Source organism: Curtobacterium uvaldense (assembly GCF_028307415.1).
Taxonomy (GTDB): domain Bacteria; phylum Actinomycetota; class Actinomycetes; order Actinomycetales; family Microbacteriaceae; genus Curtobacterium.
In genome coordinates this window covers 33257-53587 of record NZ_JAQMHU010000017.1, presented here as the reverse complement: position 1 = coordinate 53587, position 20331 = coordinate 33257, and the positions used below count along the sequence as shown (strand labels likewise).

The 20331-nt window shown below is 72.1% G+C and carries 23 protein-coding genes; 15 read left to right on the top strand and 8 right to left on the bottom strand.

Features of this window, described 5'->3' with window-relative positions; genetic code table 11:
* Nucleotides 1-83: 83 nt before the first annotated feature.
* A complete protein-coding gene (gene glpX, locus PIJ49_RS11160; protein WP_081984693.1) occupies nucleotides 84-1073 on the top strand; it encodes a class II fructose-bisphosphatase in 990 nt (329 codons plus the stop codon).
* 147 nt (nucleotides 1074-1220) lie between these two features.
* On the opposite strand, the gene PIJ49_RS11155 is transcribed toward glpX, so the two are convergent.
* Nucleotides 1221-2483, bottom strand: coding sequence for a DNA recombination protein RmuC (locus tag PIJ49_RS11155; RefSeq protein WP_066657838.1), 1263 nt, complete (start codon nucleotides 2481-2483; stop codon nucleotides 1221-1223).
* 148 nt (nucleotides 2484-2631) lie between these two features.
* Between PIJ49_RS11155 and iolC the strand changes: the two genes are divergently transcribed.
* The 8 genes from iolC (at nucleotide 2632) to PIJ49_RS11115 (ending at nucleotide 11626) form a co-directional block, all read left to right on the top strand.
* Nucleotides 2632-3645 carry a 5-dehydro-2-deoxygluconokinase gene (gene iolC, locus PIJ49_RS11150; protein ID WP_066652693.1) on the top strand — a complete coding sequence of 338 codons (1014 nt, stop codon included), beginning with the start codon at nucleotides 2632-2634 and terminating at the stop codon, nucleotides 3643-3645.
* Nucleotides 3638-4627 (top strand): class I fructose-bisphosphate aldolase, encoded by a 990-nt coding sequence (locus PIJ49_RS11145; RefSeq protein WP_066652698.1) that lies wholly within the window; start codon nucleotides 3638-3640, stop codon nucleotides 4625-4627. The genes iolC and PIJ49_RS11145 overlap by 8 nt, the downstream gene beginning before the upstream one ends.
* Nucleotides 4624-6147, top strand: coding sequence for a CoA-acylating methylmalonate-semialdehyde dehydrogenase (locus PIJ49_RS11140; RefSeq protein WP_066652707.1), 1524 nt, complete (start codon nucleotides 4624-4626; stop codon nucleotides 6145-6147). The genes PIJ49_RS11145 and PIJ49_RS11140 overlap by 4 nt, the downstream gene beginning before the upstream one ends.
* A gap of 8 nt (nucleotides 6148-6155) precedes the next feature.
* Nucleotides 6156-7064, top strand: a complete 909-nt coding sequence (iolB, locus tag PIJ49_RS11135) for a 5-deoxy-glucuronate isomerase (RefSeq protein ID WP_066652709.1) — start codon at nucleotides 6156-6158, stop codon at nucleotides 7062-7064.
* Nucleotides 7061-8998 carry a 3D-(3,5/4)-trihydroxycyclohexane-1,2-dione acylhydrolase (decyclizing) gene (gene iolD / locus PIJ49_RS11130; protein ID WP_271826615.1) on the top strand — a complete coding sequence of 646 codons (1938 nt, stop codon included), beginning with the start codon at nucleotides 7061-7063 and terminating at the stop codon, nucleotides 8996-8998. Before iolB ends, iolD begins: the two co-directional genes overlap by 4 nt.
* Nucleotides 8999-9029: 31 nt before the next feature.
* On the top strand, nucleotides 9030-9980 hold the full coding sequence (locus PIJ49_RS11125) for a sugar phosphate isomerase/epimerase family protein (RefSeq protein WP_271826614.1): 951 nt from the start codon (nucleotides 9030-9032) through the stop codon (nucleotides 9978-9980).
* A 17-nt stretch (nucleotides 9981-9997) separates the two neighbouring features.
* Nucleotides 9998-11038, top strand: coding sequence for a Gfo/Idh/MocA family protein (locus PIJ49_RS11120; protein ID WP_209683703.1), 1041 nt, complete (start codon nucleotides 9998-10000; stop codon nucleotides 11036-11038).
* 180 nt (nucleotides 11039-11218) lie between these two features.
* A complete protein-coding gene (locus tag PIJ49_RS11115; RefSeq protein WP_066652713.1) occupies nucleotides 11219-11626 on the top strand; it encodes a tautomerase family protein in 408 nt (135 codons plus the stop codon).
* An 18-nt stretch (nucleotides 11627-11644) separates the two neighbouring features.
* Here PIJ49_RS11115 and PIJ49_RS11110 read toward each other — a convergent pair whose 3' ends face one another.
* Both PIJ49_RS11110 and PIJ49_RS11105 read right to left on the bottom strand, forming a co-directional pair.
* A complete protein-coding gene (locus PIJ49_RS11110; protein WP_209683699.1) occupies nucleotides 11645-12403 on the bottom strand; it encodes a GntR family transcriptional regulator in 759 nt (252 codons plus the stop codon).
* Between the two features lie 97 nt (nucleotides 12404-12500).
* Nucleotides 12501-13166 (bottom strand): exonuclease domain-containing protein, encoded by a 666-nt coding sequence (locus tag PIJ49_RS11105; protein WP_271826622.1) that lies wholly within the window; start codon nucleotides 13164-13166, stop codon nucleotides 12501-12503.
* A 50-nt stretch (nucleotides 13167-13216) separates the two neighbouring features.
* Here PIJ49_RS11105 and PIJ49_RS11100 point away from each other — a divergent pair, with 50 nt between their 5' ends.
* From PIJ49_RS11100 to ychF, 3 genes are all read left to right on the top strand, one after another.
* Nucleotides 13217-13759 (top strand): hypothetical protein, encoded by a 543-nt coding sequence (locus PIJ49_RS11100; protein WP_271826613.1) that lies wholly within the window; start codon nucleotides 13217-13219, stop codon nucleotides 13757-13759.
* Between the two features lie 24 nt (nucleotides 13760-13783).
* Entirely contained in the window at nucleotides 13784-13984 is a 201-nt protein-coding gene (locus PIJ49_RS11095; RefSeq protein WP_066652723.1) for a hypothetical protein, read from the top strand.
* Nucleotides 13985-14045: 61 nt separating this feature from the next.
* Complete coding sequence (gene ychF, locus PIJ49_RS11090; RefSeq protein ID WP_066652725.1) at nucleotides 14046-15119, top strand: redox-regulated ATPase YchF; 1074 nt, start codon at nucleotides 14046-14048, stop codon at nucleotides 15117-15119.
* Nucleotides 15120-15168: 49 nt separating this feature from the next.
* On the opposite strand, the gene PIJ49_RS11085 is transcribed toward ychF, so the two are convergent.
* On the bottom strand, nucleotides 15169-15795 hold the full coding sequence (locus tag PIJ49_RS11085; RefSeq protein WP_066652727.1) for a TetR/AcrR family transcriptional regulator: 627 nt from the start codon (nucleotides 15793-15795) through the stop codon (nucleotides 15169-15171).
* Between the two features lie 147 nt (nucleotides 15796-15942).
* Between PIJ49_RS11085 and PIJ49_RS11080 the strand changes: the two genes are divergently transcribed.
* Both PIJ49_RS11080 and PIJ49_RS11075 read left to right on the top strand, forming a co-directional pair.
* Nucleotides 15943-16308 carry a hypothetical protein gene (locus tag PIJ49_RS11080; protein ID WP_144411241.1) on the top strand — a complete coding sequence of 122 codons (366 nt, stop codon included), beginning with the start codon at nucleotides 15943-15945 and terminating at the stop codon, nucleotides 16306-16308.
* Between the two features lie 99 nt (nucleotides 16309-16407).
* A complete protein-coding gene (locus tag PIJ49_RS11075) occupies nucleotides 16408-16755 on the top strand; it encodes a hypothetical protein (RefSeq protein WP_066652733.1) in 348 nt (115 codons plus the stop codon).
* Between the two features lie 99 nt (nucleotides 16756-16854).
* Here the strand turns inward: PIJ49_RS11075 and PIJ49_RS11070 are convergent, their stop codons facing one another.
* Together PIJ49_RS11070 and PIJ49_RS11065 are read right to left on the bottom strand one after the other, a co-directional pair.
* On the bottom strand, nucleotides 16855-17142 hold the full coding sequence (locus PIJ49_RS11070; RefSeq protein WP_066652736.1) for a hypothetical protein: 288 nt from the start codon (nucleotides 17140-17142) through the stop codon (nucleotides 16855-16857).
* A 312-nt stretch (nucleotides 17143-17454) separates the two neighbouring features.
* The gene (locus PIJ49_RS11065; RefSeq protein WP_066652738.1) at nucleotides 17455-18231 is read right to left on the bottom strand and encodes an isocitrate lyase/PEP mutase family protein; all 777 of its coding nucleotides are present in this window, start codon (nucleotides 18229-18231) and stop codon (nucleotides 17455-17457) included.
* A gap of 112 nt (nucleotides 18232-18343) precedes the next feature.
* Here PIJ49_RS11065 and PIJ49_RS11060 point away from each other — a divergent pair, with 112 nt between their 5' ends.
* Complete coding sequence (locus PIJ49_RS11060) at nucleotides 18344-19531, top strand: MalY/PatB family protein (protein WP_271826612.1); 1188 nt, start codon at nucleotides 18344-18346, stop codon at nucleotides 19529-19531.
* A gap of 125 nt (nucleotides 19532-19656) precedes the next feature.
* Here PIJ49_RS11060 and PIJ49_RS11055 read toward each other — a convergent pair whose 3' ends face one another.
* Both PIJ49_RS11055 and PIJ49_RS11050 read right to left on the bottom strand, forming a co-directional pair.
* A complete protein-coding gene (locus PIJ49_RS11055; protein ID WP_209683687.1) occupies nucleotides 19657-19854 on the bottom strand; it encodes a hypothetical protein in 198 nt (65 codons plus the stop codon).
* A 17-nt stretch (nucleotides 19855-19871) separates the two neighbouring features.
* On the bottom strand, nucleotides 19872-20330 hold the full coding sequence (locus tag PIJ49_RS11050) for a GNAT family N-acetyltransferase (protein WP_271826611.1): 459 nt from the start codon (nucleotides 20328-20330) through the stop codon (nucleotides 19872-19874).
* Nucleotide 20331: the final 1 nt, after the last annotated feature.

Genomic DNA, 20331 nt, shown 5'->3' with positions numbered 1-20331 from the left:
AGTCAGGGCTCCTCAACGGGTTACAGCGTGCACGTCCGTGCACCCGTGCGGCCGCCCCGGAGCCCGGTCGGTAGGCTCTGGTCGTGACTCCCACGACTGAGACCGGCTCCCTGTTCCTCCAGCCCGACCGCAACCTGGCGCTCGAGCTCGTGCGTGCGACGGAGGCCGCCGCGATCCGTGCGCAGCCGTGGGTCGGCCGGGGCGAGAAGAACCTCGCGGACGGCGCAGCCGTCGACGCGATGCGGAAGTTCCTCGGCACGGTGAACTTCGACGGCGTGGTCGTCATCGGCGAGGGCGAGAAGGACGACGCCCCGATGCTCTTCAACGGCGAGCACGTCGGCAACGGCCACGGCCCGGCCTGCGACATCGCGGTCGACCCGATCGACGGCACCTCGCTCACCGCCGCCGGCCGGCAGAACGCCATCTCCGTGATGGCCGTCTCCGACCGCGGCTCGATGTACGACCCGTCGGCGGTGTTCTACATGGACAAGATCGCCGCGGGCCCCGAGGGTCGTGGCGTCCTCGACCTCGAGAAGCCGATCGGCGAGAACATCCGCGCGCTCGCGAAGGCGAAGCACAAGGACATCGAGGACATGCAGATCGCCGTCCTCGACCGTCCGCGCCACGACGAGCTCATCCGCGCGATCCGCGCAACGGGCGCCGGCACGCGCCTGCTGCTCGACGGCGACGTCGCCGGTGGCATCTCGGCGGCACTGCCCGGTTCGAAGATCGACATGTGCGTCGGTGTCGGCGGTACGCCCGAGGGCATCATCACCGCGTGCGCGATCAAGGCGCTCGGCGGCGTGATCCTCGGCAAGCTCCAGCCCAAGGACGACGAGGAGCGCCAGAAGGCACTCGACGCCGGGCACGACCTGGACAAGGTCCTCGACCAGGACGACCTCGTGACGGGCGACAACACGTTCTTCGTCGCGACGGGCGTCACCGACGGTGTCCTCGTGGACGGCGTCCGCCGGTCGCGCGGTGTCATCCACACCGACTCGCTCGTGCTCCGCTCGCGCTCGAACACGATCCGCCGCATCCAGGCCGACCACCGCGCCGAGAAGTGGTTCTGATCCGTCCCGGCCGCTGACGGCCGTCGGGACGCCTGACCGCTCGCACGACGAGAAGCACCCCGAACCACGCGATCACGTGGTTCGGGGTGCTTCTCGTCGTGCCGGAGCACCTCGCGCCGTGGCGCCTCGTGCCGTGGCGCCGCGCGGTCAGTCCTCGTCGAGGGCGCCGACGAGCTCCGGCGCGGTGAGCAGCCGCGGCTCGTCGTCGATCGTCGCCGGGTCGGCGAGCACCTTCGACTCGTCGAGCAGCGACAGCCGCCGGGCGCTCGGCAGCACCTGGCGCTCGAGCGACCCCACGAAGCGGTTGTAGTCGACGACGGACCCCCGGATCGCCCGGCCGAGCTTGTCGACGTGCCCGCCCATGGTGGCCAGGCGGCCGTACAGCTCGCGGGACACCCGGAAGAGCTCGCGTGCCTCGGCGGTGACGACGTCCTGCTGCCACGAGAACGCCACCGTCTTCAGCACCGACCACAGCGTGACGGGTGACGCCAGTGCGATGCGCTTGCGGAAGGCGTGGTCGAGCAGTCCGGGGTCGGCGGCCAGCGCGCTCGAGACCAGCGACTCGGACGGGATGAACGCGATCGTCAACTCGGGCGACGCGTCGTAGCCCGTCCAGTACTCGCGGGCGGCGAGGGCGTCGACGTGCGCCCGGAGCGCCTTGACGTGCTGCGCGATGAGCTGCTCGCGCCGGGCACCCTCGGCACCCGTCGCGCTCGCCGGGATCTCGGCCGCCTGCAGGTAGGCGCTGAACGGCACCTTCGCGTCGACGGCGATCGTCTTGCCGCCGGGCAGGTGCACGACCATGTCGGGTCGGGCGGTCCCCGCGGTCGTCGTGACGGAGGACTGCACGTCGAAGTCCACGCGTTCGAGGAGCCCCGCGGCCTCGACGACGTTCCGGAGCTGTGTCTCGCCCCACACGCCGCGGGTGCTGTTCGAGGACAGGGCGCTCGCGAGGGTGTCCGCCGTCGCGCGGAGCCGTTCCTCGGACTCGGCGGCGGATCGCAGCTGCGCGGAGAGGGCACCGTACTGCTCGCTGCGGGACTGCTCGAGTTCGGCGATCTTCGCGCGCATGACGTCGAGCGTCTGCGCGACCGGGCTCAGCGCCGACAGCACCTTCGACTCGCCCTGGTTCCGCGCCGCGTCGGCGCCGTGCATGCGCTGCACGAGGTGCTCGAGCTCGGCGGCACGGCGTTCGAGGGAGTCGACCTGCCGGCGGTACTGGGCGTCCTGGGCGTCGAGGCGCTCCTCGGCGTCGGCGCGCACCGAGTCGAGCTGCGCACGCAGCACGTCGGCCGTCGCCCGTGCGGCTGCCGCGTCCACCCCGGCGCGCGAGCGGGCGAGCGACCACGCGACGACGGCACCGACGGCCGTACCGAGGACGAGGCCGATGACCAGGGCGAGGATCTGCATGTCGTGACCCTGGCAGGTCCCACCGACACGCGCCTCCGGGCCGGAGAGGCGCCCGACAGCAGCCCGGTCCATGTACTGACATCAGCGCAAAGTCCGTGTACAGTCGTGCTCGTCCGCCGATGAAGCCGCCCGGAAGGTCCCGCGTCGCATGACCGACGAAGCCCCGCACGTCCACGACGTGATCACGATGGGACGCGTCAGTGTCGACGTCTACCCACAGCAGACCGGACCGCTCGAGGACGTCACCACCTTCTCGAAGTCCGTCGGTGGGAGCGCGACCAACGTCGCCGTCGCCGCCGCCCGGCACGGCGCGGACGCAGCGGTGATCACCCGCACCGGCAACGACCCCTTCGGCCGCTACATCGCCCGCACCCTGCCCGAGTTCGGCGTCGCGAACGACTTCGTCGAGCCGGTCGAGGGCCTCAACACGCCCGTGGCGTTCTGTGAGATCTTCCCGCCGGACGACTTCCCGCTCTACTTCTACCGCGCGCCGAAGGCGCCGGACCTGATGATCACGTCGGAGTCCCTGCCGCTGCACGCGATCGAACGGACGCGGGTGTTCTGGACAACCGTGACGGGACTCAGCGAGGAGCCGAGCCGCAGCGCGCACGACGCGGCCGCCGCGGCACGGAGCGCGGCACTGCGGGCGCCGGGCGCCACCGGGCGGCACACCGTGCTCGACCTCGACTACCGAGCGGTGTTCTGGCCCGAGCCGGCGGCCGCGACGCGCGAGGTCGCCGTCGCTCTCGACCACGCCACCGTCGCCGTCGGCAACCGTGAGGAGTGCGAGATCGCCGTGGGGGAGACCGACCCCCTGCGCGCCGCCGACGCCCTGCTCGAGCGCGGCGTCGAGCTCGCGATCGTGAAGCAGGGCCCGAGGGGCGTGCTGGCGAAGACCCGCGACGAGACCGTCGCGTACCGACCGCACGCCGTCGACGTCGTCAACGGCCTCGGGTCCGGCGACGGGTTCGGCGGAGCACTCGTGCACGGGCTGCTGCAGGGCTGGAGCCTCGACCGCACCCTCGCCTTCGCGAACGCGGCCGGGGCGATCGTCGCCACCCGGTTCGAGTGCTCGACCGCGATGCCGACGAGCGACGAGGTCGAGGGCTTCCTGCGCACGAACCCCGCGCCGGCGACCGCGGAGGAGGGCGTCGGTGCCTGAGGTCAGCCCGGCCGACTTCGCCCGGTTGCGCGACCTGCGCGCCGGGTCACCGGAACACGTCGCGGAGGTCCTGCGGACCCGGATCCGCCGTCCGCTGCTCGCCGAGGACGGCAGGCTCCTCATCGTCGCCGCGGACCACCCCGCGCGCGGTGCGCTCGCGGTCCGCGACGACGCCTCGGCGATGGCCGACCGGTACGACCTGCTCGAACGGCTCGTCGTGGCCCTCGGCCGCCCGGGCGTCGACGGGGTCCTCGGCACGCCGGACGTCCTCGAGGACCTGGCGCTCCTCGGGGCGCTCGACGGCAAGGTCGTCGTCGGCTCGATGAACCGCGGCGGCCTGCGCGGAGCATCGTTCGAGCTCGACGACCGCTACACCGCGTACTCGGCGCAGGCGATCACGGACGCCGGGCTCGACGTCGCGAAGCTGCTCGTCCGGATCGCGCTCGACGATCCCGGCACCGCCTCGACGCTCGAGGCGACGGCGCGGGCGGTGACCGAGGCCGCGGCCCTGCAGCTTCCGATCATGCTCGAGCCGTTCATGTCCTCGTGGCGGGACGGCAGGGTCGTCAACGACCTGAGCGCCGACGCCGTCATCACGTCGATGGCGATCGCCGCCGGCCTGGGCGAGTCGAGCGCCTACAGCTGGCTCAAGGTCCCGGTCGTCGACGACATGGCACGCGTGATGGCTGCGACCACCCTGCCGACGCTGCTGCTCGGCGGCGACCCGTCGGGCAGTCCGGACGAGACGTACGCCGCCTGGGACGACGCGCTCGCCCTGCCGGGCGTCCGCGGGCTCGTCGTCGGTCGCACCCTGCTCTACCCGCAGGACGGCGACGTCGCCGCCGCCGTCGACGTCGCCGCCGCCCTCGTCCACAGCCGGGAGGCACGGGGCGATCGCTCCACACCGGCTCGCCGTCGCGCCGACTCGCCTGCCCCGTCCGCCGCCCTGGACCCGTCCGTCCCGGAAGGAAGCACCGCATGACCACCAGCACCGAGACCAGCGCCGGCAGCACGACGGTCGGGCACTGGATCGACGGCGAGCACGTCGCCTCGGCCTCCGGTCGGACCGCCCCGGTCCACGACCCGGCGCTCGGCGTCGTGACGAAGCGGGTCGCCCTGGCCGACGAGGCCGAGGTCCAGCGGGCGATCGCGAGTGCCAAGGCGGCGTTCCCGGCGTGGTCGGACCTGTCGCTCGCGAAGCGCCAGCAGATCATGTTCGCGTTCCGTGAGGTCCTCAACCGGGACAAGGCCGAGCTCGCCGAGATCATCACGAGCGAGCACGGCAAGGTCATCGACGACGCCCTGGGGGAGATCGCCCGCGGGCAGGAGGTGGTCGAGCTGGCGACGAACATCCCGTCGCTGATGAAGGGCGAGTTCTCGGACCAGGTGTCGACCGGCATCGACGTGTACTCGATCCGTCAACCGCTCGGCGTCGTGGGCATCATCTCGCCCTTCAACTTCCCGGCGATGGTGCCGCTCTGGTTCCTGCCGATCGCGATCGCCGCCGGCAACACCGTCGTGCTCAAGCCCAGCGAGAAGGACCCGTCCGCCGCGATGTGGCTCGCGCGGAAGTTCCGGGAGGCCGGTCTGCCCGACGGCGTGTTCACGGTGCTCAACGGCGACAAGGCAGCGGTCGACGGGCTCCTCACCAGCCCCGACGTCGAGTCGATCTCGTTCGTCGGGTCCACGCCGATCGCCCGGTACGTGTCCGAGACGGGCACGAAGCACGGCAAGCGCGTCCAGGCGCTCGGCGGGGCGAAGAACCACATGCTGGTGCTGCCGGACGCGGACCTCGACCTCGTCGCGGACAACGCGGTCAACGCGGGCTTCGGCTCGGCCGGTGAGCGCTGCATGGCGATCTCGGTGGTGGTGGCGGTCGAGCCGGTCGCCGACGAGCTGATCGCGAAGATCAGCGAGCGCGCGGCGACGCTGCGCGTCGGCGACGGACGTCGGGGCTGCGACATGGGCCCGCTCGTCACCGAGCAGCACCGCGACAGGGTCGCTTCGTACATCGAGGTCGCCGAGCAGGACGGAGCCGAGGTCGTGGTGGACGGCCGCACCGTGCGACCCGACGGCGACGAGAACGGCTTCTGGCTCGGCCCGACGCTGATCGACCGGGTGCCGACGTCGAGTCGCGTCTACACCGAGGAGATCTTCGGTCCGGTGCTCTCGGTCGTTCGGGTGCAGTCCTACGACGAGGGGCTCGAGCTGATCAACTCCGGCGCCTTCGGCAACGGCACCGCGATCTTCACGAACGACGGCGGAGCCGCTCGACGATTCCAGCGCGACGTGCAGGTCGGCATGATCGGCATCAACGTGCCGATCCCGGTGCCGGTGGCCTACTACTCGTTCGGCGGCTGGAAGAACTCGCTGTTCGGCGACCACAAGGCGTACGGCGCCGACGGGGTGGCCTTCTTCACCAGGCAGAAGGCGATCACCTCCCGCTGGCTCGACCCGGCAGTGCACGGCGGTGTCGACCTCGGCTTCCCGTCGAACGGCTGACGCGCAGCATGGCGAACGAACAGCAGCAGCGCGACCGCTGGTTCATCCCGGCGGGCTCCCGCCCCGAGGCGGGCTGGACCGACGTGGTCGACGGCCGCGTCGAGGGGTGGACGCACACCGGTCTGCGGACCGGCGCCCTGCAGGACGGGGGCGAGCTGCGCCTCCCGGCCGACGCGGTCGAGCGCCTCGTCGTCCCGCTCGCCGGCAGCTTCACCGTGGCGTACGACGACACCGAGCAGGCGCTCGAGGGACGCACCGGCGTCTTCGAGGGGCCGACCGACGTCCTCTACCTGGGGTCCGGCACCGCCGCGACGATCACCGGCTCCGGTCGTGTCGCCGTGGCCGAGGCGCCCACGGCGACGGTCCGGCCGAGCACGTACATCGCCCGCGTCGACGTCCCCGTGGAACTCCGCGGCACGGGGCAGTCGAGCCGGCAGGTGCACAACTTCGGGACCCCGGCCGCCCTCGACGCGGTGCGGTTCATCGTCTGCGAGGTGATCACGCCGGCCGGCAACTGGTCGTCGTACCCGCCGCACAAGCACGACACGAACCGCCCGGGCGAGGAGTCGGACCTCGAGGAGATCTACTACTACGAAGCCGCCGTGGCCCGTGGTGTGCAGGCTCCCGAGCAGGCCGACCCCTTCGCCCTGCACCGCACGTACGCCTCGGACGACCGGCCCATCGACGAGTTCCGCCAGGTGCGGACCGGGGACATCGCCCTCGTGCCGTACGGCTGGCACGGACCGGCCGTCGCGGCACCGGGCTACGACATGTACTACCTCAACGTCATGGCCGGACCGGACCCGGAGCGCGTCTGGAACATCACCGACGACCCCGCCCACGGGTGGGTCCGGCAGACGTGGACCTCGGAACCGATCGACCCGCGACTGCCCTACGAGAAGGAGCCCTCCCGATGAGCCAGCACGCCGGCCCGGAGCAGACCCGTCGGATGACCGTCGGTCAGGCGCTCGTCGCGTTCCTGGCGAACCAGTGGACCGTCGACGGTGATCACCGCGAGCGCACGATCCCGGGGATCTTCGGCATCTTCGGGCACGGCAACGTCGCCGGTCTCGGGCAGGCGATCAAGCAGCTCCACGTCGACCAGCCCGGCCTGCTGCCGTACCACCAGGCCCGCAACGAGCAGGCGATGGTGCACCAGGCCGTCGGGTTCGCCCGGATGCACCGCCGCCGGGCGACCTTCGCGTCGACGGCCTCGGTCGGCCCCGGCGCGGCGAACATGCTCACCGGCGCCGCGCTCGCGACGACGAACCGGCTGCCCGCGCTCCTGCTGCCGTCGGACACCTTCGCCACCCGCAGGACCGATCCGGTGCTGCAGCAGATCGAGATGCCCCACGACCCGTCGCTGCAGGTGACGGACGCGTTCCGGCCGCTGTCGCGGTTCTTCGACCGCGTCGAACGGCCCGAGCAGCTGTTCCCGATCGCGCTCGCCGCGATGCGGGTGCTCACCGACCCGGCCGAGACCGGCGCCGTGACGATCGCCCTGCCCGAGGACGTCCAGGCCGAAGCGCTCGACGTGCCGGTGACGTTCCTGCAACCGCGCGAGTGGCACGTCCGGCGTCCGCTGCCGGAACGCGGACCGCTGGCCCGTGCGGTCGAGGCGATCCGGAGCGCCGAGCGTCCCGTGGTCGTGGCCGGTGGTGGCGTGCTCTACTCGGGTGCCGAGGACGAACTCGCGGCCTTCGTCGAGACGACGGGCATCCCCGTCGGCACCTCGCAGGCGGGCGGCGGCTCGCTCGTCTGGGACCACCCGCAGTACCTCGGCGGCATCGGGGCGACGGGGACGGCTGCGGCGAACGCGATCGCCGCACGGGCCGACGTCGTGATCGGCATCGGCACGCGGTACAGCGACTTCACCACGGCGTCCCGGACGGCGTTCCAGGACCCCGACGTGACCTTCGTCAATGTGAACGTCGCCGCGTTCGACGCCCACAAGCACGGCTCGCAGCTGCCGCTGGTCGCGGACGCCCGGGAGGCGCTGGTCGCGCTGACCGAGATGCTCACGGCAGGTTCGTCGGACGCCCCGTCGTACGCCGTCTCCGCCGGGTACGCCGCCGAGGTCGCGTCGCGGAAGCAGGAGTGGGACGCCGTCGTCGACGCCGCGTCCGTGCCGTCCGGACGCGCGATCCCGGGCCAGTCGGAGATCATCGGCGCGGTCCGGGCGGCGACGGACCCGCGCGACGTCGTGGTCCAGGCGGCCGGCTCGCTGCCCGGCGACCTGCACAAGCTCTGGCGGGTCCGCGACCCGCTCGGGTACCACGTCGAGTACGCCTTCTCGTGCATGGGCTACGAGATCGCCGGCGGCATCGGTGTGCGACGCGGCGCCCCTGACCGCGACGCGATCGTCCTCGTCGGCGACGGTTCGTACCTGATGCTGCACACCGAGCTGGTGACGGCGGTCGCCGAGGGCATCAAGATCGTCGTCGTGCTCGTGCAGAACGACGGCTACGCGTCGATCGGCCGCCTGTCCGAGACCGTCGGTTCCGAGCGCTACGGCACGGAGTACCGCTACCGGGACGACACCGGGTCGTTCGAGAACGACGAGGTGCTGCCCGTCGACCTCGCCGCGAACGCGCGCTCCTACGGCGTCGACGTGATCGAGGTCCGCCCCGGCCCGGACGTGATCGCCGACCTGACCGCGGCCGTGCGGCAGGCCAAGGCGAACGACCACACCACGCTGGTGCACGTGCACGCCGACCCGCTCGCGCCCGCCCCCGAGGGTGACGGCTGGTGGGACGTCCCCGTCGCCGAGACCTCGACCCTGCCGAGCACCCGGCAGGCCCGCGCCGAGTACGAGCAGCAGGTCGCGTCGCAGCGCCCCCTGCTCGGCTGAACGAACCCATCCCACGAAGGACGACGACGTCATGACCGACACCGCCGACACCGCTGCCACCGACGCAGCGGCCGCCCCCGCTGCGATCCGCATCGGTACCGCCCCCGACTCCTGGGGCGTCTGGTTCCCGGACGACCCGGGCCAGGTGCCGTGGCAGCGCTTCCTCGACGAGGCCGCAGCAGCCGGCTACACGTGGATCGAGCTCGGTCCGTACGGGTACCTGCCCACCGATCCGGCGCAGCTGTCCGACGAGCTCGAGTCCCGCGGCCTCCGGCTGTCCGCCGGCACGGTCTTCACCGGGTTCCACAAGGGTGACGACCAGTTCCAGCGGGCGTGGGACCAGGCGGTCGCGGTCGCCGGGCTCGCGTCGGCGCTCGGTGCCCGGCACCTCGTGACGATCCCGGACCTCTGGCGCTCGGACGCGACCGGTGCGGTGCTCGAGTCGCGGACCCTGACCGACGAGCAGTGGGAGCGCCTCGGCAGGGGACACGACCAGCTGGGCAAGGCGCTGCTCGAGGAGTTCGGCGTCCGCCAGCAGTTCCACACGCACGCCGACAGCCACGTCGGCACGTACCGCGAGACCGTGCGCTTCCTCGAGGAGACCGACCCGCGGTACACGAACCTGTGCCTGGACACCGGGCACTTCGCCTACTACGGCGGCGACAACCTCCGCATGATCGCCGAACACCCGGAGCGCATCGGCTACCTCCACCTCAAGCAGGTCGACACCGAGCTGCTGTTCGACGTGCTCAAGAACGACGTGCCCTTCGCGACGGCCGTGGCGCAGGGCATCATGACCGAGCCGCCGCACGGCACCCCCGAGCTCGCCCCGGTCATCGAGGCCGTCGCCCGGATCGACCCGGACGTCTTCGGCATCGTCGAGCAGGACATGTACGGGTGCTCGGTCGACGCCCCCGGCCCGATCGCCGAGCGCACCGTCCAGCACATCCTCGGCTCGACCGCCTCGGCGCGCGTCCGCTGACCCCCCAGGAGAACCCCGTGAGCACCACCGAGAACCTCCGCGTCGCCGTCGTCGGAGCCGGCGCGATGGGCAGCGACCACGTCCGTCGCATCACGTCCACGATCGCCGGCGCAGACGTCGTCGCCGTCGTCGACCCGGACACCGCCCGGGCCACCGCCACCGCCGAGCGGGCACCGGGGGCGCTCACCGCAGCGTCGTTCGAGGACGCCCTCGACGCGACGCCGATCGATGCCGTGCTCGTCGCGACGCCCGGGTTCCTGCACGAGCCCGTCCTCGTTCCGGCGATCGAGCGTGGTCTCGCCGTCCTGTGCGAGAAACCCCTCACCACGAGCGCGGAGGACTCCCTGCGCATCGTCGAGCTCGAGCAGGCGAGGTCCGACCGCCCACGGATCCAGGTCGGCTTCATGCGTCGCTTCGACAAGGGGTACCAGGAGCTCCGGGCACTCCGCGAGTCCGGCACGAACGGCGCGCTGCTCGCCCTGCACCACGCGCACCGCAACCCGACGACGCCGCCGAACTTCAGCGAGTCGATGCTCATCCACGACTCGGTCATCCACGAGATCGACATCATCCCGTTCCTCACGGGCGAGCCGATCGTCGCGGTCGAGGTGAAGAAGCCCCGCAGGAACTCGCTCGGACCGGTCGACCTGCCGGAGCCGCAGTTCGTGCTGTTCACCACCGCGTCGGGCACCATGGCGATCGTCGAGATCAACGTCAACGCGCAGTTCGGGTACCAGGTGACGACCGACGCCGTGTTCGAGTCCGGCGTCGCGTACATCGGGCGCGAGACGACGATGAACGTCGTGTCGGCCGGTGTCTCGGGCCAGGGCGTCACCCCGTCCTTCGTCGAGCGCTTCGGCGCCGCGTACGACGAGGAGGTCCAGCGCTGGGTGGACGCTGCCCGCACCGGGGGCATCGACGGGCCGAGCGCCTGGGACGGCTACACGGCGTCGGTCGTCGCCGAGGTCGCCGTACGGGCGCAGCAGACCGGCGCCCTCGAGCACGTGACCTACGCCACCGCGAAGCCCGCGTTCTACGAGACGACGCCTGACGCCTGAGGACGCACCCTGACGAAGGACGCCTGACGGCGGCGCCCGGCGGCGGGCGCCCGGCGACGGAGGTGCCGGCACCGGTGCTGGAGACGGGCCGTGTACCGGACGGGAGGCGCGGTGCATGCTGGCACCGCGCCTCCCGTCCGCGACGGCGCACCGCCACCCCCCCCACCCACAGGAGGCACCATGCCGCTCGTCCGCATCGATCTCGTCACCGGTCGCACCCCGGAGCAGGTGCGTGCCGTCGCCGACGCGATCCACACCGCCATCGTCGCCGAGTACGGCATCCCCGAGCGCGACCGGTTCCAGGTGATCACCGAGCACCCGGCGCAGCAGATCATCGCGCAGGACGCCGGTCTCGGCTTCGAGCGGACCGAGGGCGTCGTCATGGTCCAGGTCTTCACCCAGGGCGGTCGGAGCGACGAGGCGAAGCAGGGTCTCTACCGCGCCGTGCACGACCGGCTCGCCGAGGTCGGCGTCGCGAGCGAGGACGTCTTCATCGGCTACGTCGAGAACGGGCCGCAGGACTGGTCGTTCGGGTTCGGCCGCGCCCAGTACGTGACCGGCGAGCTCGGCGTCCCCTCCGCCGGCTGAGGCAGCGGGTCCGCCGGCCTACTTGTCGACGAGGGTGACCTCGAACGAGTAGCGGTCCGGGCGGTAGCAGTGCACCCCGTACTCCACCGCCCGGCCCGACGCGTCGTACGCCGTGCGGCTCATCGTCAGGACCGGGTCACCGTCCTCGATCTCGAGCAGCGAGGCCTCGTCGTCGGTGGCCGCCCGTGCCCCGATCCGTTGCTTCGCGACCCGCATCGTGACACCCCGGCCGCGGAGCAGCTGGTACAGCCCGTGCGTCCGCAGGTCCTCGTCGGTGATCGCCGTGAACTCGGGCGGCAGGAAGTTCTCGAGGATCGCCATCGGGACGTCCTCGGCGAAGCGGACGCGGCGGATGTGGACGACCGGCGTGCCCGGGGCGGTGCCGAGGGCCTCGGCGACGACGTCGCTCGCCGGCAGGTCCGTGCGCTCGAGCAGCGTGGTCGCCGGTGCCTGCGAGCCCTGCGCGAGGTCGTCGTACAGGCTCGTCAGCTCCACCTTGCGCGTCACGGGGCCGTGCACGACCTGCGTGCCGATCCCTCGACGACGGACGAGCAGCCCCTTGTCGACCAGGTCCTGGATGGCTCGGCGGATCGTCGGGCGCGAGAGCCCGAGTCGCTCGCCGAGGGCGATCTCGTTCTCGAGCCGTGCGCCGGGCGGCATCGCGCCGGAGCGGATCGCCTCCTCGAGCCGCGATGCGACCTGGAAGTACAGCGGCACCGGCCCGGAGCGGTCCAGGTCCGTGGAGAAGTCGGACGGCAGCTGGCCCTCGTTGGTCATCGCGGTCCTCCGGGTGGGGAGGGCACCGGCGACGGCACCCCACGGCTATGTCGTGACAATAGCACCGGACTCCGCGCGGCCCGGCCCCCCGGGATCGTCAGTCGGCGAAGATCATCGGACGGTTCGACAGCCGCGGCTGGGCTGCCGCGCGGGGCTGCTCCGTCCGCGGTCGCACCGGCGCGATGTGCACCCGGGTGGCCGCACCGAGCGCCTCGACCGTGTCGCATCCGTGCTGCCCCGCGGCGTGCACGACGATCGCGGCGCAGGCCTCGGCGTCGGCAGCGGCGTCGTGGTGCTGGAAGCCCTCGTACCCGGCCGCGCGGGCCGCCATCGGGAGCCGGTAGGAGTCGAGCGTGTAGGTCTTGCGCGCCACCTGGAGCGAGCACAGTGAGTGGTGCTCCGCCAGTTCCGTGCCGGTCGCCGAGCAGCCGCCGGCGATCACACCCATGTCGAACCGGGCGTTGTGCGCGACGAGGACGTCCCCCTCGGCGAACGCCACGATGTCCCGGTACTGCTCGGCCCACCCCTTCGCCCCGACCACGTCCGTCGCGACGATGCCGTGGATGCGGGTGTTCCACTCGAGGAACGCGTCGTGGCCCTGCGGTGGCTGGATGAACCAGGAGGCCCGCTCGACCACGCGGCCGCCGCGGACCTTGACGAGTCCGACGGAGCAGGCGCTCGCGGGGGAGCTGTTCGCGGTCTCGAAGTCGATCGCGGTGAAGTTCAACGGCACGCCCTCGATGGTCGCACGGGGTTCCGACATCACCCGCGCGCGGCCTCGGCGTTGCGGCCCGGCGCGGTAGCGTCCGAGGCGTGACCGCCCCCGCCACCACGACCCCGCTCGTCCTCGTCCTGCCCGGTGCCGGGTACGGGCAGCAGGCGCCCCTGCTCTGGTGGACGCGCGCGATCGCCGCGCAGCACGGCGTCGAGGTCGTCGCGCCGGCGTGGACGGTCGACGCCGCAGCGAAGGACGACCCGGTGGCCTTCGTCGAGCGCCAGGTGGCAGGCGCACTCGACGGCCGCCGCCCGGACCTCGTCGTCGCGAAGTCGTTCGGCTGCTCCGCCCTGCCCTGGGCGGTCCGCCACGACGTCGACGGGGTCTGGCTCACGCCGGTCCTCACCGATCCGGCCGTCGTCGCCGCGCTCGCCGCGGCGGGCACCGGTTCGCTCGCCGTCGGCGGCTCCGCCGACCCGATCTGGCTGCCCTCCGCGGTCGGGACGACACTCGCCGGACTGCACACGGTGGACGGTGCGGACCACGCGCTCGAGGTGCGCGGTGACTGGCGCGGTTCCCAGCGCCTCCAGACCGAGGTGCTCGCCCTGGTCGACGAGCGCCTCAGAGCGCTGGTGTCCTGACCCGCCGCGACGTACAGTCGGCGCATGGGGGAGCCGAGGGACCTGGACGAGCTGTTGGCGGGCGCACACCGCGTGGACGCGCGGCCGCACACCGTGCGGCGTGGGATCGGTCTCGGGACCACCCTGCTCGTGACCGCGGTGCTGGTCGCCGGCATCGTGCTCGGGATCGCGCACGGCCTGCTGCTCACGTTCGTGAGCTTCCTGTCCGGCATCTGGCCGTCCTGACGGCAGCGGCCTGGAGGACCGGGTCGGCTCCGGCGGGCCGCCGCCGGTAGGCTGTGCTCCCGTGGCTCTCACCATCGGAATCGTCGGTCTCCCGAACGTCGGCAAGTCGACCCTGTTCAACGCCCTGACCAAGAACCAGGTCCTCGCCGCGAACTACCCGTTCGCGACGATCGAGCCGAACGTCGGCGTGGTGAACCTGCCCGACCCGCGGCTCGACCAGCTCGCGACGCTCTTCAGCTCCGAGAAGACCGTGCCCGCGCCCGTGTCGTTCGTCGACATCGCCGGCATCGTGAAGGGTGCGAGCGAGGGCGAGGGCCTCGGCAACAAGTTCCTCGCGAACATCCGCGAGGCCGACGCCATCGCGCAGGTCGTCCGTGGCTTCACCGACGACGACGTCGTGCACGTGGCGAACAAGGTCTCGCCGAAGGACGACCTCGAGGTCATCAACACCGAGCTCATCCTCGCGGACCTCGAGACCATCGAGAAGGCGCTGCCCCGGTACGAGAAGACCGTGAAGCTCAAGCAGGCCGAGCCGATCGTGCTCGAGACCGCGAACGAGGCGAGGGCGGCGCTCGAGCAGGGCACGCTGCTCTCCGCGACCTCGATCGACCTCGCGCCGATCGCCGAGCTCGGCCTCCTGTCGGCCAAGCCGTTCATCTTCGTCTTCAACGTCGACGAGGCGATCCTGACCGACGAGTCCCGCAAGGCCGAGCTGGCCGCGCTCGTGGCACCGGCGCAAGCCGTGTTCCTCGATGCCCAGGTCGAGTCGGAGCTCATCGAGCTCGACCCCGAGGACGCCGCCGAACTGCTCGAGTCGACCGGGCAGACCGAGTCCGGCCTCGACCAGCTCGCCCGCATCGGGTTCGACACCCTCGGGCTGCAGACCTACCTGACCGCCGGGCCGAAGGAAGCCCGGGCGTGGACGATCGGCAAGGGGTGGAAGGCTCCCCAGGCTGCCGGCGTGATCCACACCGACTTCGAGAAGGGCTTCATCAAGGCCGAGGTCATCTCGTTCGAGGACCTCATGGCGGCGGGCTCGATCGCGGAGGCCCGTGCGCACGGCAAGGCCCGCATCGAGGGCAAGGACTACGTCATGCAGGACGGCGACGTGGTGGAGTTCCGCTTCAACAACTGACCGGTACGCTGCGGCCGACGGCTGTCGGCCGCCGCGCTCGGAAGTCCGGTCAGGCCGTCTCGAGGTCCCACACCGGCGGCACGTACTCCCGCGACCAGCCCTCGCGGAGTCGGGTGACCGCGCGGTCGAACGACTCGAGCAGGTCCATCTCCGGCCGCACCATCGACTGCAGCTGCAGCCCCTCGTACGTCGCGAGGAGCTGCTCGGCGCCACGAGCCGGCTCCATGGTGCGCGGCTCCCGGCCGAGCTCGACGTCCCGCTGCAGGGCCGCCAGCACGAACCCGTGGAAGCGACGCCAGCGCAGGTGGAGCATCGGTGCGAGCGGGTGGTGCGGCGTCGCGGCGATGTTGAGCGTCGAGGTCAGGAAGCGCATGAGCGACGGGTCGGCGACGTTCGCCCGGACGATGGCGCGGAGGAACACGATCGTGCCGCTGCGCTCGGCGATCGGCAGCAGCGCGGTGGTCCGCTGGTCGTTCCACTGGTCGATGGTGGCGAGCAGGAGTCCGTCCCAGGTCGGGAACACCTCGGTGACGACGTCGAGCGGCTGCGACGCCTCGGTGGCCACGTGCTCGTACGACACCTCGTGCAGGGCGTTCGCGCGGAGCACACGGATCATCGCGTCGACGATCTCGACCCGGAGCAGCGCTGACGTGTCGAGGGGGTGGAACGATCGCATGGGTCCAGTCCACCGGGTGTGTGCTGCCCTGACCAGTCCCCAGAACTGGGAAGAGCCGATCTCCGCAGCCGCGCAGTCCCGGCGTGGCGGAGGAGCAGCGCGTCCCCCGGGGCGCGTCCGAGCTGAGTGCCCTTCGAGGATGCAGCGTTGACTGGACCGATGAAGTACGTGGTCTACGGAGAGAACCGAGTGATGACCGGCGACGCGATCGCCGAGGCGGTGCTCGCCTACGCCGCTGCGCTCGGCGAGAACGGCACGACGGACATCGTCGAGATCCCGACCGCGGACGCCGAGGGCTACGGCACCACGGCGGAGGTCCTGCTCGGCCCGGCTTCCCAGATCATGGTCGAGGCGGCGCCGGACGACGAGCTGGAGCCCGAGGACGAGGACCTGGTCAACGAGCTCGGGCGCCGCATCGCGGTGGTGGGCGGCGGACGGTTCACGGACGCCGCGTCGTCGCACTCCGACGAGCCGGAGGCCAAGCGCCTCCGGACGGACCCGCCTGAGGTCTGACCGGCGCACGCCCCGAGGAGTGGACTGGCCACGGAACGCACACTCCAGACCTCCTCGCACTCGCGGTACCTACCGTCGAGGGAGAGATGAGGAGGAGACGTGAAGTACATCAACTACGACGCGAGCCAGATCCTCACCGGGGACCTGATCGCGGACGCGGTCGCCGACTACGCGGCCGTCCTCGGAGCGAACTCGCGCACCGACACGATCACGGTGCCGAGCGTCGGTGACGACGGCTCGGTGTCGACGTCGATCCTGCTCGTCGGCCCGGCGAGCGAGCTCTGCGTGACGGTCGCCCCGGACGACGAGCTCGAGCCCGAGGACCCGGCGTTCATCCGTCGCCTGCGCGACGCGGCACGGCGTGCGGGTCCGGCGCTCCCGGTGAACGCGGACGGTGGCACGCGCTTCCGCGGAGCCGAGGGGCCGTCGTCGTACGGGCCGGCCTGACACCCCGAAGGCACAGACGACGAACGCCGCCGGCGCTGAGCCGGCGGCGTTCGTCGTGTGTGGACCGGGAACCGTGTGAGCGGTTCCGGCGGGTCCGACCTAGGCGGCCAGGGCGAGCTCGCCCTTGCCGACGCGGCGCGCGAGCAGGATGGTCCGGCTCGACTCGCCCCGCCAGGAGCGGCCGGGTACGGTCCAGCCGGCCTCGCCGTCGATGTCCACGCGTGCGTCACGCGTGACGAACAGGCGCAGGTCGTCGGCCGCGATGCGGACGAGGTACTCGCGCTGCGAGCGGTCGTCGCGGACCGGGAACTCGGCGATGCGGTCGGGGGAGACGGTGGGGGCCGCGAGTGCGGTCCCGGAGATGGTGATGCGGTCGTTGCTGGTCATGGTGGTGCGGTACTTCCTGGTCGTTCGGCACCCGGCCGTGCTCTGGTCGGCGGACTCCGTGGTCCGGCACGACGCATCGGCTGCGGGTGCGCACGTCGTGTCTCGACGTGCTGCTCGTCCGTTCGGATCGAGCGGTGGTCTCGGTGGAATGCGACCCGGCGGGTCGGTACGAGACGTGCTGGTGTGCGCGAGTCAGATGGGTTCGCTGCAGTGCACCAATGAGACACTATACGTCGCTTCGTCCGGAACGTCCAGCAAGACGGACGGGAGGCGCGGTGCGAGCGTGCACCGCGCCTTCCGTCCGGTGGGCCGTCAGTTCAGAGCGGGGGTGTCCTCCGGCACGACGCCGTCGCCGTACAGGTCGGTCGCCAGGTCGCGGAGCGCGCGCAGCGCGACGCGCTGCGTCAGCGGACCGTAGGAGATGCGGGCGACGCCGAGGGCCTCGTACTCGGCAGCCGGCAGGGCGCCCGGCAGTCCGATCACCGAGAGCTTGCCGCGACCGAGCCCGTCGACGAGTCGTTCGACCACGTCGCGCTGGATCGCACCCGGCACGAAGACGAGTGCGGCGCCGTTGTCGAGGAACGCCTTCCCGCGGGCGATGGCGTCCTCGATGCTCTCGTCGATCGGGCGGTCGCCGCCCCGGGCGATCGCGTCGGTGCGGGCGTTGAGCTGGAAGGCGACGCCCTCGGCCTCGGCTGCGGCGGTGATCGCGGCGACGCGGGCGACGGCCTCGTCGAAGGGACGGAGGCGGTCCTCGACGTTCGCGCCGACGATCCCGGCGGCGATCGCGCGACGGATCGTCTCGGCCGGGTCCGCGTACCCGTCGTCGAGGTCCGCCGTGACGGGCAGGTCCGTCGCGGCGGCGACGGTCGCGGCGCCCGCGAGGGCCACGTCGAGCGGCATCCCGCCGTCGTCGTAGCCGTGGCTCGCGGCGATCGAGTGCCCGGCGGTCGCGATCGCCTTCGTCTCCGGCAGGTCGCTCACGACCTTCGCGCTGATCGCGTCCCACACGTTCACGACGCGCAGGATCTCGGGGGCTTCGTGCAGCTGCTTGAGGGTGGTCGCCTTGTCGGCGGTGCTCGTGCTCATGGTGCCGAACCTACGTGGGCCGGCCTCGGCACGCACGGGAGGTGACCGCTGGACGACGCGGGATGACGGCCGGACTCGCACCGGGCCTCCCGGTCGATGCATGCTGGGACGCATGGCTGACGACGAACAGGACCCGGTCGGCACGCTCCGCGGGGTCCGCACGAGCATCAAGTGGACGCGCTACGCGCCCGACGTGCTGCCCCTGTTCGTCGCCGAGATGGACCACGACGTGGCGCCGGCGATCCGGCAGGCACTGGTCGAGCGGGTGCAGCAGTCCGACCTCGGGTACCTGGACGGCCCCGGGCCGCTCGCGCCGGCGTTCGCGCAGTTCGCGCGCGACCGGTGGGGCTGGGCGGTCGACCCGGAGCGTGTGCACCTGGCGACGGACGTCAGCGTCGGGATCGTCGAGTCGCTCCGGCTCGCGCTGCCCGACGGCGGACGCGTCGCGATCACCCCGCCGGTGTACCCGCCGTTCTTCGAGCTCGTCGAGGAAGCACGATGTCAGGTCGAGGAGGTCCCGCTGACCGAGCAGTGGGGCGTCTACCGGCTCGACCTCGCCGGGCTCGAGCGCGCCTTCGCCGACGGCGTCCGGGTGTTCCTGCTCTGCAACCCGCACAACCCGATGGGGCTCGTGCACGACCGGGCCGACCTCGAGGCGCTCGCCGAGCTGGCGGCACGGTACGACGTGCTCGTCGTCAGCGACGAGATCCACGCGCCGCTCACGCACCCGGGCGTCCGCTTCACCCCGTTCGCGATGATCGCCGAGCAGCACGGCGCCCGCAGCGTCTGCGTGACGAGCGCGAGCAAGGGCTGGAACCTCGCCGGCGTGAAGTGCTCCGTCATGGTCGCGGGGGACGACCGGACCGCGGCGCTCCTCGACACGCTGTGGGAGGAGGTCGCCTGCCGCACGAGCATCCTCGGGCTGCACGCGAACCTCGCCGCGTTCACCCTCGCGACGGACTGGCTCGACGACGTCGTCGCCCGCATCGTCGCGAACGAGCGGCTGCTCGGCGCCCTGCTCGCCGAGCACCTGCCCGGGGTCGTCTACACGCGGCCGCGGGCCGGCTACCTGGCATGGCTCGACTTCCGGGGGATCGGCCTCGGCGACGACCCGGCGGTGCCGCTCCGTGAGCACGCGTACGTGGCGCTGAACTCCGGGCTCGGGTTCGGCGCCCAGGGGCGGGGGTTCGCGCGGCTCAACCTGGCGTGCTCGCCGGAGACCCTGCGCGAGGCCGTGCAGCGCATCGCGGCGGCCTACCCGTCGAGCGCGCAGGAGGGGCTGGTCTGGCACGTCGCCTGAGCGGTCGGTCGCGCTCGGACGAGTCTCGCGCCCAGCGACCCGTCCCGGGCCCGGGCGCGCGAGGGACGTCGCGCAGCTCGAGCCTCACCGCGGGAGGACGCTCGCGGAGGAGCGCCGCGACGGCGTCAGTCGGACAGCTCGTCGACGTACTGGTTGCGGCCGACGACGCGGATGCGCAGGTCGTCGTCGCGGTCCATCGCGAGGAACTCCCGTGCGACCGGACCGACGGAGGACCAGCGGAGCACCTCGGTGATCGGGGTCCCCTCGATGAACACCTGCCACACGCCGCGCTCACGGACGGCCTGCACCTCGTACGTCGCCATGCGGCGAGCGTACCGGCTCACGGCAGTCGCTTCTCGTACCACCGCATGGTCGGGACGGTCCCGTCCGGCTTCGCCCAGTCCGCGGGAGACCGGTGGGTCAGCCGCCAGCCGCGGCGTTCGTAGAGCCGCCACGCACCGGGGGTCTCCTCGGTCACGTCGAGCCGCAGGACCGGTGACGCCGCGGAGGCCTCGGCAGCCGCCAGCAGGGCGTCGGCGACGCCCTGCCCACGGTGGTCCGGGTGGACGACGAGTCGGGTGACCAGCGGTGCCGCGGCCGCGGCGGGAGCGGCCAGTCCGACGTGACCGACCACGCTGCCCGACGACCACGCGGTCCACGCCGAGCGGTGCCCGGGCGGGGTCAGCCACGCGACCGGATCGTCGGGCCAGTGCGCCGGGTAGCCGTCCTCGTCGTGCGTGCGCCGGAGCACCCGGACCAGGTGCTCCAGGTCGTCGTCGCGGCGCGGTCGGATGTGCACG

What these genes read in the sequence shown, in the direction of transcription:
- iolD (WP_271826615.1), top strand. Translation starts at nt 7,061, where the DNA reads ATGAGCCAGCACGCCGGCCCGGAGCAGACCCGTCGGATGACCGTCGGT.
- PIJ49_RS11155 (WP_066657838.1), bottom strand. Translation starts at nt 2,483, where the DNA reads ATGCAGATCCTCGCCCTGGTCATCGGCCTCGTCCTCGGTACGGCCGTC.
- PIJ49_RS11065 (WP_066652738.1), bottom strand. Translation starts at nt 18,231, where the DNA reads ATGAGCACGAGCACCGCCGACAAGGCGACCACCCTCAAGCAGCTGCAC.
- PIJ49_RS11115 (WP_066652713.1), top strand. Translation starts at nt 11,219, where the DNA reads ATGCCGCTCGTCCGCATCGATCTCGTCACCGGTCGCACCCCGGAGCAG.
- iolC (WP_066652693.1), top strand. Translation starts at nt 2,632, where the DNA reads ATGACCGACGAAGCCCCGCACGTCCACGACGTGATCACGATGGGACGC.
- PIJ49_RS11125 (WP_271826614.1), top strand. Translation starts at nt 9,030, where the DNA reads ATGACCGACACCGCCGACACCGCTGCCACCGACGCAGCGGCCGCCCCC.
- iolB (WP_066652709.1), top strand. Translation starts at nt 6,156, where the DNA reads ATGGCGAACGAACAGCAGCAGCGCGACCGCTGGTTCATCCCGGCGGGC.
- PIJ49_RS11055 (WP_209683687.1), bottom strand. Translation starts at nt 19,854, where the DNA reads ATGGCGACGTACGAGGTGCAGGCCGTCCGTGAGCGCGGCGTGTGGCAG.
- PIJ49_RS11060 (WP_271826612.1), top strand. Translation starts at nt 18,344, where the DNA reads ATGGCTGACGACGAACAGGACCCGGTCGGCACGCTCCGCGGGGTCCGC.
- PIJ49_RS11070 (WP_066652736.1), bottom strand. Translation starts at nt 17,142, where the DNA reads ATGACCAGCAACGACCGCATCACCATCTCCGGGACCGCACTCGCGGCC.
- PIJ49_RS11140 (WP_066652707.1), top strand. Translation starts at nt 4,624, where the DNA reads ATGACCACCAGCACCGAGACCAGCGCCGGCAGCACGACGGTCGGGCAC.
- PIJ49_RS11110 (WP_209683699.1), bottom strand. Translation starts at nt 12,403, where the DNA reads ATGACCAACGAGGGCCAGCTGCCGTCCGACTTCTCCACGGACCTGGAC.
- PIJ49_RS11105 (WP_271826622.1), bottom strand. Translation starts at nt 13,166, where the DNA reads ATGTCGGAACCCCGTGCGACCATCGAGGGCGTGCCGTTGAACTTCACC.
- PIJ49_RS11085 (WP_066652727.1), bottom strand. Translation starts at nt 15,795, where the DNA reads ATGCGATCGTTCCACCCCCTCGACACGTCAGCGCTGCTCCGGGTCGAG.
- PIJ49_RS11095 (WP_066652723.1), top strand. Translation starts at nt 13,784, where the DNA reads ATGGGGGAGCCGAGGGACCTGGACGAGCTGTTGGCGGGCGCACACCGC.